This is a genomic window from Botrimarina sp., from assembly GCF_040219535.1.
Classification (GTDB): domain Bacteria; phylum Planctomycetota; class Planctomycetia; order Pirellulales; family Lacipirellulaceae; genus Botrimarina.
The window spans coordinates 144556-157899 of record NZ_JAVJSH010000006.1 but is presented as its reverse complement, the minus strand read 5'-3'; the positions used below and the strand labels follow the sequence as shown (position 1 = coordinate 157899).

Here is a 13344-nt window from a genome sequence, read left to right as displayed (position 1 = left end):
CTGGCCGTTGGGCCGGCGGCGCTTTAGAGTGCCCGGTTCGGACGCCCCCTCCCCGTGGTTGAGAAAGCTATGCAAGGCCCGCTGCTCATCGTCGCTTCGATCTGCCTGACGGTCCTGTCGTGGGGCTTGTACGGCCCGACGCTGCACCGCGGGCAAGATGGCATGGCGCTGGTCGATGGCGAGTTTGCGCGGCTGCGGCCGCTGATGTGCGTGGGGCTCGCTTACTTCCTGATCGCGGTCATCGTGCCGACGGTCTTGCTGTCGACCCGCGGTGAGAAGGGCGGATGGAGCGCCGGCGGGATCGTTACGAGCCTGCTCGCGGGTTGCCTGGGGGCGGGCGGGGCGCTGGGCATCATCACGGCGTTCACGTTCGGCGGGCGGCCCTCGTACGTGATGCCGCTGGTGTTCGGCGGCGCGCCGGTCGTGAACGCGTTCATCACGATCTTCCTCGCCGGGAAGCTCAAGGAGATCGGGCCCGTTTTCTTGGCGGGCCTGCTGATGGTGGTCATGGGGGCGGTCACCGTGCTCGTGTTCAAGCCGGCGCCGCACAAGCACGTCGACCCGACGCTCGTCGAAACGGTCGAAGTCGACAACGCGCCGCCGGACAACCGGAACGTGCCCGGCGGCAACTTCATCTTGCAAATCATGGCCACCTGCGGCGTGATGCTCTGCTGGGGCTCCTACGGCCCCGTGCTGCACAAGGGGCAAGCGCTGATGGGCCAGAGCAAGATGCGCCCCTTCCTGTGCGTCGGCCTTTCCTACTTCCTCATCGCGGTGCTGGTGCCGTGGCTGTTGCTAGGCGGGCCGGTGGAGGAAGCGAGCGTGTTCAACTGGTCCGGCACGCTGTGGAGCCTCGGCGGCGGCGCGCTGGGGGCGTTCGGCGCGCTGGGCATCATCATGGCGTTCACGTTCGGCGGCCGGCCGGTCTACGTGATGCCGCTGGTCTTCGGCGGCGCGCCGGTCATCACCACCATCGAGGCGCTCACCGTCGGCGGCGGCTTGGAGCGGATGAGCGCGTGGGGGCTGGGCGGCTTCTTGGCCGGGCTGATGCTGGTGATCGCCGGGGCGGCGCTCGTGTTGATCTTCGCCCCCAAGGGCGGCCCGCCGAAGAAGCCCGCGAAGCCCGAGCCAGAGCCCACCAATCCGCCCGAGACGGCGCTCGGCAAACCCGACGAGCCGACCGGCGTCCCCTCGCCGAGCTGACGCCCCCGGGGCTTGGCAACCCTGCCTGGCCGCCGCGGTGGGATCAAACGATCGTGTCGACGATCCCGCCGTCGACTCGCAACGCGGCGCCGGTCGTCGCGCTGGCCAAGTCGGAACAGACGTAGGCCACGAGGCTCGCGACTTCGGCCTCGTCCGCGAACCGCTCGATGAGCGACCCCGGGCGGTTCTTTTTGACGAAGCTCTCCTTCATCTGCTGCTCGCTCACGCCTTCGGCGTCGGCCATCTCCCGGACGAACTGCTCGACGCCGTCCGACCAGGTCGGGCCGGGGAGCACGCAGTTCACGGTGACGCCCGACGCGCGGAGCGTCTTCGCCAGGCCGCGGGCGACGGCCAGCTGGGCCGTCTTGCTAACGCCGTAGTGGACCATCTCGGTCGGGATGTTGATCCCGGACTCGCTCGAAATGAACACGATCCGGCCCCACCCGCGGTCTCGCATCGCGGGGGCGAGCAGGCGGCTCATGCGGACGCCGCTCATGACGTTCACCTGGAACATCCGCTCCCACTCGTCGTCGGCGATCTCGAAGAACGGCCGCGGTGTGAACACGCCGGCGTTGTTAACGAGGATGTCGACGCCGCCCGCTTGGTGGCCGGCTTCCGCGACACGGGCGGCGCCCTCGGCGGTCGAGACGTCGCCCGCGGCGGGCCGGGCGTCGCCGTGGGAGGAGAGCCGCTGGGCGGCTTGCTGGGTGCGGTCGTCGTCGCGTCCGTTGACGAGCACGGCAGCGCCCTCGTCGAGCAGCCGCGCGGCGATCGCCGCGCCGATGCCGCTCGTCGAACCGGTCACGAGCGCGACCTTGCCTTGGATGCCGAGGTCCATGATTGGGTTGTCAGTTGTCAGTGGTTGGTTGACGGGTGTCGGCGGCGGGCTTGTCGGGGACGGCTTTGCCCAGCCGCGCAACGGCCGGCAGCTCGATCGTGAACCGCGTGCCGCGGCCCAGCTCGCTCTGCACGGTGATCGTGCCGCCGTGGGCCTCGATCAGCTTGGCCGTGGTCGGCAGGCCCAGCCCGCTGCCGCCCGGCTTGGTGCTGAAGAAGGCCTCGAACATGCGGCTCGCGGTCGCGTCGTCCATACCCGCGCCGGTGTCGGTAAGGTAGATCGCCACCCGGTCGCCCAGGCCGCGGGTCTGCACGACGATCTGCCCCCCCTCGGGCATCGCCTGCACGGCGTTCAGCAGCAGGTTGGTGAGCGCGCCGCGGAACGCCTCGCGGTCTAGGCGCACGGTCGGCAGGTCGGAGTCGAGGAAGGCCTCGACCTCGACCCCCGCCCTCTCGCACTCGGGCTCGAAGAAGTCGAGCGCGTCGACGATCTCGAGGTTCAGGTCGCGCGGCTGGAGCTCGACGCGGCGGACCTTCGCGTAGTTGAGGAAGTCGTCCAGCAGCTCTTGCAGCCGCGTGCACTCGCGCTGCACCGCGGCGATCCGCTTCGCGGCGCGGCGCTGCTCGGCGCTGAGGATCGCCCCGTCGTCGGCCTCGTCGGGCAGCACGTCCTCGGCCAGCAGCTGCATGTTGAGCCGGATCGTGGAGAGCGGGTTCTTGATCTCGTGCGCAAGCCCCCCCGCGAGCCGCGCGATCTCGGCGTACTGGTCCATTAGCCGCTGGACCGTCTCGTCGGTGGTGGTGTCTTCGCTCATGCGGCTTGATTAACCGCCAAGACGCCAAGAGCGCCAAGGTCGCCAAGGGGGTTGGGCCCACGAATCGAGCGGATCGTCGCGAATCACGATTCGTGGGGATTCGGTCGATTCGTAAACTCTTTAAACAACAGGGGTGCGGTCGGGCTCAGTGAAAGGGTACACGCCCTCCTGCTTCAGCAGGTCGATCAGCGCGTCGCCGCCGTACTGTTGCTTGTACTCGAACTCCGTCGGGAGGATTTCGATCACCGCCAGCAAACCGAAGGTGGTGTTGGCGTCGATCTCAAACCGGGCGAACTCGTCGAAGACCACGAGCGGGTACTCAGACTCGTCCACGTTTTCGGTCGGGATCGCGCACGTCTCGAATCGATTGAGTGTTGCTTCCTCGCTGTAGCGCGCGATTAAGTTCAGAAAGCTGCGGAGTCGGCGTTCCACGATGCCAGCGGGCGTGTTGGGGTTGTTTACATCTTCCCGTGCGAACGGGCCCCGCATGAAGCCGACCAATTCGTAAGTGGTTAGCCGGTCGTTCGACGGACCTTGATGGGGTAGAAGCGAAAGTTCTTTGGTGGCTACTGCCGTGCCAGAAGTCGGTGACCGGTAGTAATACGAGTCTAGTGAACCGCCGATCTCGTACGGAATCAAAGCGTGCAAAACCCATTCGGCTTCTTCGCCGAGCACGGAATTCATCAGCGATGACTTCCGCTCGTACCAAGCTTCGCGCTCGGCACCCTCTGGGTCGTGAGCAGATTCTGACATGGTTCTGCAAACTCCCGATTCGTGGGCAAACTAGTCGGTAGGATGGGTGGTTCTGACGGCGTTTCGCTGTTTTCACGGGTGAGCTCGCCACCGACAGGTTCACCCATCGCCTGCAACGCAATTGATGGGTGCGAGCACGCCATCCTACTTCGGAACGAATGGCCTCGGCTTCATCGTCCGAAGCCGATACCGCCGCACCCAGATTCGCGAACATTCGCTCGATTCGTGGGCGCCCTTTCTTGGCGGCCTTGGCGCTCTTGGCGTCTTGGCGGTTCAAAAAAAGCCGGGCCCCGCAAGCGGAGCCCGGCTCTGGTTGTTCATCCTGTCACGGGAACTCAGGCCTTCGACTCGGCCGGCTCGGCCTCGCCCTCTTGCTCGGCCATGGCGGCCTTGCGGCTGAGCTTCACACGGTCTTGTTCGTCGACGGCGATGACTTTGACCTTCATCCGGTCGCCGACCTTGCAGATGTCGCCCACGCTGCCCACGTACTCGTTGGACAGCTCGCTGATGTGGCAGAGGCCGTCCTTGCCGGGCAGGATCTCGACGAACGCGCCGAAGTCCTTCACGCTCGAGACCTTGCCCTCGTAGATCCGGCCGACCTGCACGCTGGCCGTGAGGGCCTCGACGCGGCCGAGGCCGGCGGCGACGGTCTCTTGGTCCGGGCCGGCGATCGTGATCGTGCCGTCCTCGTCGACGTCGATCTGCACGCCGCAGTCCTCTTGGATGCCGCGGATGGTCTTGCCTCCGGGGCCGATAAGCAGGCCGATCTTCTGCGGGTCGATGCTGGTGCGGACCAATCGCGGCGCACTAGCCGAAGTCGACTCGCGCGGGCGCTGGATCGTGGAGAGCATGCTGCGGAGGATCTCGATTCGCGCCTCGCGGCTCTGCTGCAGCGTCGCGCGGATGATCTCCTCGCTGATGCCCATGATCTTCAGGTCGAGCTGGATGCCCGTGATGCCGTTCTGGGTGCCGGCGATCTTGAAGTCCATGTCACCGAAGTGGTCCTCGTCGCCGAGGATGTCGGTGAGGAGGGTCCAGTCGTCGCCCTCTTTGACGAGGCCGATCGAGATGCCCGCCACCGGGTTACTGATCGGCACGCCGGCGGCCATCAGGCCGAGCGTGGCGCCGCACACGCTGGCCATCGAGCTGGAGCCGTTGGACTCGAGGATGTCCGAGATCACGCGGATCGTGTAGGGGAACGAGTCGTGCTCCGGCAGGATCGGGTTCACGCTTCGTTCGGCGAGCATGCCGTGGCCGATCTCGCGGCGGCCGGGGCCGCGGATCGGGCGGCACTCGCCGACGCTGAAGCTCGGGAAGTTGTAGTCCAGCATGAACCGCTTGCTGTACTCGTCGCCGAGGCCGTCGACGCGTTGCTCGTCGCGGCCGGTGCCGAGCGTCACGGTGATCAGGGCCTGGGTCTCGCCGCGTTGGAACAGCGACGAGCCGTGCACGCGCGGGAGCAGGTCGACCTCGCAGTAGATCGAGCGGAGGTCCTTGCCGCCGCGGCCGTCGGGGCGGGTCCCTTCGAGGATCGTCTGGCGGATGACCTTGGCCTCGAGGTCGTGCCAAGCCGACTTGAAGCGGCCGACTTCGATCGCTCCCTCGGCGTGGGGGTCGGGGATGAACTCGGCCATCGCCTCGGCCTTTAGCGCGCTGCACGCGTCGGCGCGGTCTTGCTTGCCCTTGGTGAGCTTGGCCTCCTTGAGCTTGGCGCCGTAGGCCGAGTCGAGCTTCTCGAGCAGGCCATCGCCCTCGGGCGGCTGGTACGTGCTGTCGGGCGTGCCGACCTTCTTGCGGAGCTCGAGCTGCAGGTCGCACAGCTCGCCGATGAGCTTGTGGGCGTACATCAGCGCGTCGACCATCTCGTCTTCGGGCATCTCGCGCGCGAAGCCCTCGATCATCAAGATCGCGTCCTTCGTGCCCGACACGATCAGGTCCAGCTCGCTGAACTCGAGTTGCTCGGCGGTCGGGAAGGCGACCAGCTTGCCGTCGACCTTGCCCAGGCGGACCGAGCCGAGCGGGCCCTCGAAGGGGAGCGTCGACACGGTCAGCGCGGCCGACGCGCCGTTCATCGCGAGCACGTCGCCGTCGGTCTGGCGGTCGCTCGCCATGACGAACGACTGGATCTGGACCTCGTCGTTGAAGCCCTCGGCGAACATCGGCCGGATCGGCCGGTCCATCAGGCGGCTGGTGAGCGTTTCCTTGGTGGTGGGGCGTCCCTCGCGCTTGAGGAAGCCGCCGGGGAACTTGCCGGCCGCCGCGAACCGCTCGCGGTAGTCGCAGGTGAGGGGGAAGAAGTCGATGCCGGGGCGCGGCGCGCTGGTCGCCACGGCGGTCAGCACGACGGTCTCACGCAGCGTGACCACCACGCAGCCGGCGGCTTGTTTGCCGAGCACGCCGGTCTCGATCGTGACGGTCTCTCCGCCGATGTCTCTCTTGACTACTTGCTTTTCCAACTTCGAGTTCCTTAACGGCTGAGCCGGACCGAGCGGCGATCGCGTGGCGCGGGGAGCGACAGGCGGGCGTCGCGGTGCGGCGCGGCGTCGAGACGCGTGGCAATTGCACACGCCGAGGAGCAGAGGCAGTCCCACGCCGAAACGACCGAGAACGGCCGATCGGCCCGCCCCGCACGGGGGGCGGCCGACGCGAGCCCCTCTGGCTCGCGGGGCGATCGGCTGGGTCGCAATGAGGGTTCGGTAGGCGATTCCGCCAGACGCTACTCGGCGCTTCGCCGGGCGCCGGTTCTGCCGGGCACGCAGCGACAACGACGCGACTACTTCCGGATGCCCAACCGCTGCAACAGATCGAGGTACAACTGCGGGTCCTTCCGCTTAACGTAGTCCAAGTGCCGGCGGCGACGGCTCACCATCCGCAGTAGGCCCCGGCGGCTTGCGTAGTCCTTGTGGTGGACCCGCATGTGCTCGGTCATCTGCTGGATACGGCTGGTCAACAGCGCGATCTGAACTTCCGGCGACCCGGTGTCTTGCGAGTCGTCGCCGTCGGTGCGGCCGAACTCACTCACGATCTGGGCGGTCTGGTCGGTCGTCAACGCCATCGAATGTCGCCTATCGCCTTTAAGGGGGGTTGGACCCGACGCCGCTGCGAGGGGCCGCCAACGCCAACTGAGGGGCGGGCGGGCCAACCGCAGACCGCGGGGAATCTCGATCTGGAGCACGCCCTCCCGCGACCCTCTGCGGGCCGACATGCGGGGGCTGCACCTGCTCCTGGGCGGGGCTGCCACAGCCCCAACACCAAACAAACTACGGGTTTACGAAAACAACACTCAGCAAACCGCAGAGCCTAGCGTGGCGGGGTTCGCTTGGCAACCGGCCCTGCGGACCATTTTGCCCGGCGAGCGCGCACACCGCTCGCGAGGCGTCCCGGTCCCACGACGGCGCTCGTGGCCGGGGCTCGTGGCCGAGACTCCTCACCGGTCAGTCGGGCTTCTGGCCTTTGGGGATGTCACTCAGACGCACGACATTCCACGCCAGGCCCGTCTTCTCCATCAGCAAGATGATCCAGTACGTCACGTCGACCTCCCACCACTTATGGCCCTGCGAGGCGACCCGCTGGTAGGCATGGTGGTTGTTGTGCCACCCCTCGCCGAAGGCCAGCAGGCCCACCCACCAGAGGTTGCGGCTGTCGTCGGTCGTTTCGTAGTTGCGGTAGCCCCACAGGTGGGTCGCCGAATTCACGAGCCACGTGATGTGCATCACGTAGACCATCCGCAACGCGAGGCCCCAAGCGACCATCGACCACCCGTACCACGCGCCGCCCATGCCGAGGGACGTGCCGAAGTAGCCGATCGCGAACAGCACCAACCCGAGCGCGATGTGCGACGGCAAGAACAGCTTGTGGAGCAAGACCATGCCGCGGTCCCGCAACAGGTCGGGGGCGTATCGCTTCAGCAGCTCGTTCCGCCACTTCAACCCGCGGTTAGGCATGAACCAAGTCATGTGCGCCCACCACGTGCCGTGTCGCGGCGAGTGGGGATCGCCGTCTTTGTCGCTGTACTTGTGGTGCTTGCGGTGGTTGGCCACCCACGTGAGCGCCGACCCTTCACCGGAAAGACCGCCGAGGAAGGCGAGCAGCCAGCGGATCGGCTTGTAAGTCTGGAAGCTGCCGTGCGTGAGCAGCCTGTGGTAACCCATGCAGATGCCGAGCGAACCGGTCGCCACCCACAGGACCAGGAAGCTCACGAAGGCTTGCCAGCTCCAGAAGAGCGGAGCGGAGAGGGCGGCCACATGCGCCGCGGCGATCCACAACACGGTCGGCCAGTCGAGCCCCTGACGCCACAACGCCCAGCTGTTGGCAGGCGGCTCAAGGGCGTCCATCGGGCAGTTCTCTTTGCTTGATGCGTCGGGCTTCGTACCGCCCGACAACCGTGCAACTCGCGAGCCAACCGACGGCGACGCCGTCGCTGGCGAAGCGTTCTCTAGCGCATCTAACGACATCCAACCCGTCCTCTTGGTTGACCCCGCGGTGGACCGCCCCCGGTCTACTGGGAGCTGGTGAATCCGTACGGCCTCGGCTGAGACATGCCCCTCTCAAGGGATAATCCTGTCCAGAAATGTCCCTGTTGAGACATGCTCTCAGAAGCGCCAGCAGGTGCCGCTAAACTAGGCCGCTTTGCGGCGATTGCCTACCCCAGAAAGTCGTTTCGGGCCGCTTTTTGCGGCCTCTGACGCGCGCGTCAATCCCAGTCGTGGCCTTCAGTCGGGGCATCGGCGAAGGCGTTGGTACGCACGCTAGCGGCTGAGAGTTCGATTCTCACCATGCCACTGGCGTGCGTATTGAGAACCCGCGCCCCGCGGCGGTCGTACGCCCCGGTCGCTTGCTGGCGCGGCTCGCCGCTGCTGATAGCGACCACTTTCGGCTGACACCACGCGGCCAGCCCCGGCGGGTCGCTCCGTTGGCTGCCGTGGTGCGGGGCGAGCAGCACGTCGCAGCGGTAGGGCTCTTGTTCGAGCAACCGCTCGAGGCCGGGCCCCTCCAGATCGCCGGGCAACAGCAGGCGTCGGCCCGAATACTCGACCCCCAGCACCAAGCTGTTGGCGTTGTCAGAGCCCAGCACGCCCAGTGCATCGGGGTGGAGGACGCGCACGAGCACGTCGCCGATCTCCAGCTCGTCGCCGAACTCGAGTTCGCGTATCGGCACGCGCCGCTCGTTGAGCAGGTCGAGCAGGGCTTCGGGCGCGGCAGGATGGTCGGGTTCGAGCCAGGGCTCGAACATCAGGGCGGTCGTCCAGACCGCGTCGATGCGGAAGCGGTCCAGCAGGCCAGGCAATGCGTTGTAGTGGTCCAGGTCCGCGTGGGTCAGCACGACCGCATCGAGCCGTGTCACGCCTTCGGCCCATAGGGCGCGGGCGATCGTGTCGGCGACCCGACCGGGGTCGCCCAGCGCGCCGGCGTCGACCAGCAGATTGCGACCGTCGGGCAGGCGGAGCAGCGTCGACGCGCCGTGCCCAACGGCCAACACCCGGCACCCTAGGGCCGGGGGCTTCGTAGCTGTTTCCCACAGCAGCGGGCCGACGCCAGCCGCTGCGACCGCCAAGCCGCTCCGCCAGATCCAGCCGCGGCGGGCCGGCGCGTGTGCCGCAATCAAGCCACCGGCCAAGAGCCAAGCGATCCAAAGACCGGCCCACCATCGGTACGGGCCGGCCGTGTAGAGGCCGGCCGCGGGCATCGCCGCCGCGGAGTTGACCAGGGCATCGATCGTCCAAGCCGCTCCGCCGGCGAGCTGGCCTGCGAGCCACGCCAGCGGCCATAGGCCGGCGGCGTCGAGCAGGATGGTCGACAGGCCCACACCTACCACCACCGGCGCGAGCGGAGCGATCAGCAGCGACAACGGCCCCGCCGCGGGCGAGACCAAGTGGAATTCGCTAGCCACCAGCGGCCACGTGGCGAGCTGGACCGAGAGCGTGGCCCCGAGGATCCAGGCGACTCGGCTGAGCGACGCCCGGGCGAGCCGCTCCGCCGGCGAACGCGCCGACCGGACGAGCCGATCCAGCGGCGGAGTGGGGCGAGTCGCCCTGCGGCGGGCCACCGCGGCGACGCCCAGCAGCACAGCCGTCGCCAAGAAGCTGAGCCGAGTCCCGGCTGAGACCCAAGCGCCCGGCGCGACGCAGAACACGAGCACCGCGGCCGCCGCCAGCGAGTTGAAGCCGATCGCCCGCCGGCCTGCGAGCACCGCGACACAAACCGCTCCGGCCACGTAAGCGGCCCGCAGCGCCGGGGGGCGGCCGCCGACGAGGGCCGCGTAAGCAACGACCAACAGCAGCGCGCCGAGCCACGCGACACGGCGGGGCGCCAAACCGGCCGCCGCGAGCAGCGGCAGCAGCGCCGCCACGATCCCAACGTGCAGCCCGGAGACCACCAACACGTGCAACACGCCGGCGCGGCGGAAGGCCTCGATGGTCTTGCGCGGCGCCGCGCCGGCGTCGCCCAGAACCATCGCCCGCGTGACCGGGGCAGACGGGGCCGGCGTCCAGCGGCCGATCGCTTCGCTCGCTTGCCGGCGCCAGTCCGCGAGGGCGCCTTGGGCCGGCGCCGGGTCGACGACGCTCAGGCACTGGCCGGCCTCCGCCCACACCCGCGACAGGCGGCGCTCGGCCCGGGCGGCGGTGGCCGCGTCGTGTTGGCCGGGGTTCATCGCCGGGCTGGGCCGCGCGAGTTGGCCAAACACACGCACCCGGTCGCCCTGCCGCAGCGATTCGACGCGGCCGGCGACGGTCACCTCGCACCGGCCCTCGGCGGTGGTCCAGCGATCGCCATCGCGCAGCACGTGGACTTGCACCTCGACGACGGTTTGTTCGGTCGAAGGGATCGCGCGAAACGGGCTGGGCGGGTCCGCCGGGTACACGACCCCCGGGGTTCGAGCCACCGCTTCGACACAAACCGGGTGGGCGTCGCGCGGCGCGTAGCGGCCCAGCTCGTCCGCGGCGAACGAGCGCCAAGCGGCCCCGGCCCAGCCGCACGCCGCCACGGCGACGGTCAGCAGCAGCAGCCACTCGGCGAGCTCGTCGCGGCCCTGCCGCCAAGCGAAGGCCCAGCCGACGAGCACCACCCCGGCCCACACCAGCGGGGCTTCGGGCCGCACGCCCAACAGGCCCGCTACCGGCGAGAGCAGCCCGCCGACCGCGACCGCCGCTGCGACCCACACCATCGGGGTCTGGCTTGGCTTGCAGGGCGCCAGCCGGCGCTGGGCGAGCCGCTGCTCGGCTTCGCGGCGCGTCGGCGTGCTAGCGGCCTGGGGCGACATGGCCCAAGCAGCCTATCCGGCCGGGGCGCCGCTGGCTACGAACTCACCGCCGACGACCCGCGTAGCCAACCCAGCTGCTATCGGGTTACCATCCAGCAGCCGCTGAGCACGCGGACCCCGCGAGCCAGAACCGAGCGTCAAGGAAGACGGCCGCCGCCCGCCGCCCACCCCGCCAAGAAGGCGCGTCAGGGACCGGCCCACCGCACCACAGGGAGGGAATCGCCCATGGCCCGCCGTCACTCGCCCAAGCCCCGCCGAGCGGCCTCGCCGCCGAGCGGGATGGTCTTCGAACTGGCGCTGTTTGGCGCTGCGCTCGCCGCGTTGCTATCCGTTGGTTGTCAACATTCCCAGGCGGCGGCCGCTTCCGAAGCGGCCGACCAGGGCGAATCGCAAGAGGTCGAATCGGTGAACGACGACGGTCGCCACGCCACGCGGCTGATCCCCCGCGACGTGTTGTTCGGCAACCCGGACCGCGCCCAAGCGCGGCTGAGCCCAGACGGGAAATGGCTGTCGTACCTCAAGCCGGTCGACGGCGTGCTGAACGTGTGGGTCGGCCCCGCCGAGGACCCGGACGCCGCCAAGGCGGTGACCGACGACAAGCTGCGCGGCATCCGCTCGCACAGCTGGGCGTACAACAGCGACTACATCGTGTACACGCAGGACAAGGGGGGCGACGAGAACTGGCACGTGTACGCCACGAACGTCGAGACCCAGGAGACGATCGACCTCACGCCGATCGAGGGCGTGCGGGGCGAGATCTCCGGCGTGAGCGAGCGGTTCCCGGACGAGGTGCTGATCGGCTTCAACGACCGCGACGACCGCTTCCACGACCTGTACCGCGTGAACTTGCTCTCCGGCGAGCGCGAGCTGATCCAAGAGAACCCGGGCTTCGCGGGCTTCGTCACCGACGACGACTACCAGGTCCGCTTGGCCGTCACCTTCACGCCCAAGGCCGGCCAGGTCTGGCTCAAACCGACCGCCGAGGAGCCGACCGACAAAGGCTACGAAGATTGGGCGCCGATGGAGGAGTTCTCGAGCGTCGACGCGATGTCTAGCGGCCCCGCGGGCTTCGACAAATCGGGCCGCGTCCTCTATTTCCAAGACAGCCGCGACCGCAACACGTCGGGCCTCTACGCCCGCAACCTCGACACCGGCGAGACCACGCTCGTCGCCGACGACCCGCGCGTCGACGTGGGGGGCGTGCTCACGCACCCGACCGAGAAGACGCTGCAAGCGGTGTCGTTCACGCTCAGCAAGACCGAGTGGCGCGTGCTCGACCCGGCGATCCAGCCGGACGTCGACTTCCTCGACAAGCAGCTCGACGGCGCCGAGTGGATCGTCACCAGCCGCACGCTCGACGACACGAAGTGGACGGTCGCCTACGTGCAGGACGACGGGCCGCTGAAGTTCTACGTGTACCACCGCCCGGCCGAGGGCGAGGGCGAGCGGCGCCTGGAGTTCCTCTTCAACAGCCGCGACGACCTGGGCGACTACCAGCTGGCCACGATGCACACGCCGATCATCGAGTCGCGCGACGGCCTCGACCTGGTCAGCTACCTGACGCTCCCGGTCGGGACCGATCCGGACGGCGACGGCGTGCCCAACGAGCCGCTGCCGCTGGTGCTCGACGTGCACGGCGGCCCCTGGGCCCGCGACGGGTGGGGCTACAACGCGAGCCACCAGTGGCTCGCCAACCGCGGCTACGCCGTCCTGTCGGTCAACTTCCGCGGCTCGACCGGCTTTGGCAAGAACTTCCTCAACGCGGCCAACGGCGAGTGGGCCGGCCGCATGCACGACGACCTGCTCGACGCGGTCCAGTGGGCGGTCGACCAGGGCGTCGCCCAGGAGTCGAAGGTCGCCATCATGGGCGGCTCGTACGGCGGCTACGCGACGCTCGTCGGCCTGACCTTCACGCCGGAGGTGTTCGCGTGCGGCGTGGACATCGTCGGCCCCTCGAGCCTCGTCACGCTGCTGAACAACGTGCCGCCGTACTGGTTCCAATTCATGCCCGTGATGAAAGAGCGTGTCGGCGACTGGACCACCGACGAGGGGGTCGCCTACCTCGAAGCGAAGAGCCCGCTCAACTTCGTCGAGCAGATCGAACGGCCCCTTCTGATCGGCCAAGGCGCCAACGACCCGCGCGTGAAGCAGCAAGAGGCCGACCAGATCGTCGACGCGATGCGCCAGAAGGGCATCCCCGTGACCTACGCGTTGTACCCCGACGAGGGGCACGGCTTCGCGCGGCCCGAGAACCGCACGAGCTTCAACGCCGTGACCGAGGCCTTCCTCTCCGAGCAGCTCGGCGGGCGGTACCAGCCGCTTACCAAGGCCGACCTGGAGAACAGCAGCCTCCACGTGCCGGTCGGCGCGGGCGACGTGCCGGGCCTCGCCGAGGTGCTGCCCGAGCAGCGCCAACAAGCGCCCACGGCCGACGACGCGGCCCGTTGACGGCGGACCGCTCCGGGGCCCGTTCGT

Annotated in this window: 9 protein-coding genes; 2 read left to right on the top strand and 7 right to left on the bottom strand. The window is 68.6% G+C overall.

The window, feature by feature from the left end; all coding sequences use genetic code 11:
* Positions 1–54: 54 nt before the first annotated feature.
* Complete coding sequence (locus tag RIC11_RS02465) at positions 55–1203, top strand: hypothetical protein (RefSeq protein WP_350208246.1); 1149 nt, start codon at positions 55–57, stop codon at positions 1201–1203.
* Positions 1204–1246: 43 nt separating this feature from the next.
* Here RIC11_RS02465 and RIC11_RS02460 read toward each other — a convergent pair whose 3' ends face one another.
* From RIC11_RS02460 to RIC11_RS02430, 7 genes are all read right to left on the bottom strand, one after another.
* Positions 1247–2041, bottom strand: coding sequence for an SDR family NAD(P)-dependent oxidoreductase (locus RIC11_RS02460; protein ID WP_350208245.1), 795 nt, complete (start codon positions 2039–2041; stop codon positions 1247–1249).
* A 10-nt stretch (positions 2042–2051) separates the two neighbouring features.
* A complete protein-coding gene (locus tag RIC11_RS02455; protein WP_350208244.1) occupies positions 2052–2855 on the bottom strand; it encodes a sensor histidine kinase in 804 nt (267 codons plus the stop codon).
* Positions 2856–2975: 120 nt separating this feature from the next.
* Positions 2976–3539 (bottom strand): suppressor of fused domain protein, encoded by a 564-nt coding sequence (locus RIC11_RS02450; protein ID WP_350208243.1) that lies wholly within the window; start codon positions 3537–3539, stop codon positions 2976–2978.
* A 404-nt stretch (positions 3540–3943) separates the two neighbouring features.
* Positions 3944–6064, bottom strand: coding sequence for a polyribonucleotide nucleotidyltransferase (locus RIC11_RS02445; protein ID WP_350208242.1), 2121 nt, complete (start codon positions 6062–6064; stop codon positions 3944–3946).
* A gap of 317 nt (positions 6065–6381) precedes the next feature.
* Positions 6382–6663: a 30S ribosomal protein S15 gene (rpsO, locus tag RIC11_RS02440; protein WP_350208241.1), complete on the bottom strand. Its 282-nt coding sequence runs from the start codon at positions 6661–6663 to the stop codon at positions 6382–6384.
* Positions 6664–7042: 379 nt separating this feature from the next.
* Positions 7043–7942, bottom strand: coding sequence for an acyl-CoA desaturase (locus RIC11_RS02435; RefSeq protein WP_350208240.1), 900 nt, complete (start codon positions 7940–7942; stop codon positions 7043–7045).
* Between the two features lie 359 nt (positions 7943–8301).
* The gene (locus RIC11_RS02430) at positions 8302–10869 is read right to left on the bottom strand and encodes a ComEC/Rec2 family competence protein (RefSeq protein WP_350208239.1); all 2568 of its coding nucleotides are present in this window, start codon (positions 10867–10869) and stop codon (positions 8302–8304) included.
* A gap of 225 nt (positions 10870–11094) precedes the next feature.
* On the opposite strand from RIC11_RS02430, the gene RIC11_RS02425 reads away from it, so the two are divergent.
* Positions 11095–13317, top strand: coding sequence for a S9 family peptidase (locus RIC11_RS02425; RefSeq protein WP_350208238.1), 2223 nt, complete (start codon positions 11095–11097; stop codon positions 13315–13317).
* Positions 13318–13344: the final 27 nt, after the last annotated feature.

Bases quoted from the DNA above. Each gene is read 5' to 3' on its own strand.
- RIC11_RS02455 (WP_350208244.1), bottom strand. From the start codon at position 2,855: ATGAGCGAAGACACCACCACCGACGAGACGGTCCAGCGGCTAATGGAC.
- RIC11_RS02435 (WP_350208240.1), bottom strand. From the start codon at position 7,942: ATGGACGCCCTTGAGCCGCCTGCCAACAGCTGGGCGTTGTGGCGTCAG.
- RIC11_RS02430 (WP_350208239.1), bottom strand. From the start codon at position 10,869: ATGTCGCCCCAGGCCGCTAGCACGCCGACGCGCCGCGAAGCCGAGCAG.
- rpsO (WP_350208241.1), bottom strand. From the start codon at position 6,663: ATGGCGTTGACGACCGACCAGACCGCCCAGATCGTGAGTGAGTTCGGC.
- RIC11_RS02460 (WP_350208245.1), bottom strand. From the start codon at position 2,041: ATGGACCTCGGCATCCAAGGCAAGGTCGCGCTCGTGACCGGTTCGACG.
- RIC11_RS02450 (WP_350208243.1), bottom strand. From the start codon at position 3,539: ATGAATTCCGTGCTCGGCGAAGAAGCCGAATGGGTTTTGCACGCTTTG.
- RIC11_RS02425 (WP_350208238.1), top strand. From the start codon at position 11,095: ATGGCCCGCCGTCACTCGCCCAAGCCCCGCCGAGCGGCCTCGCCGCCG.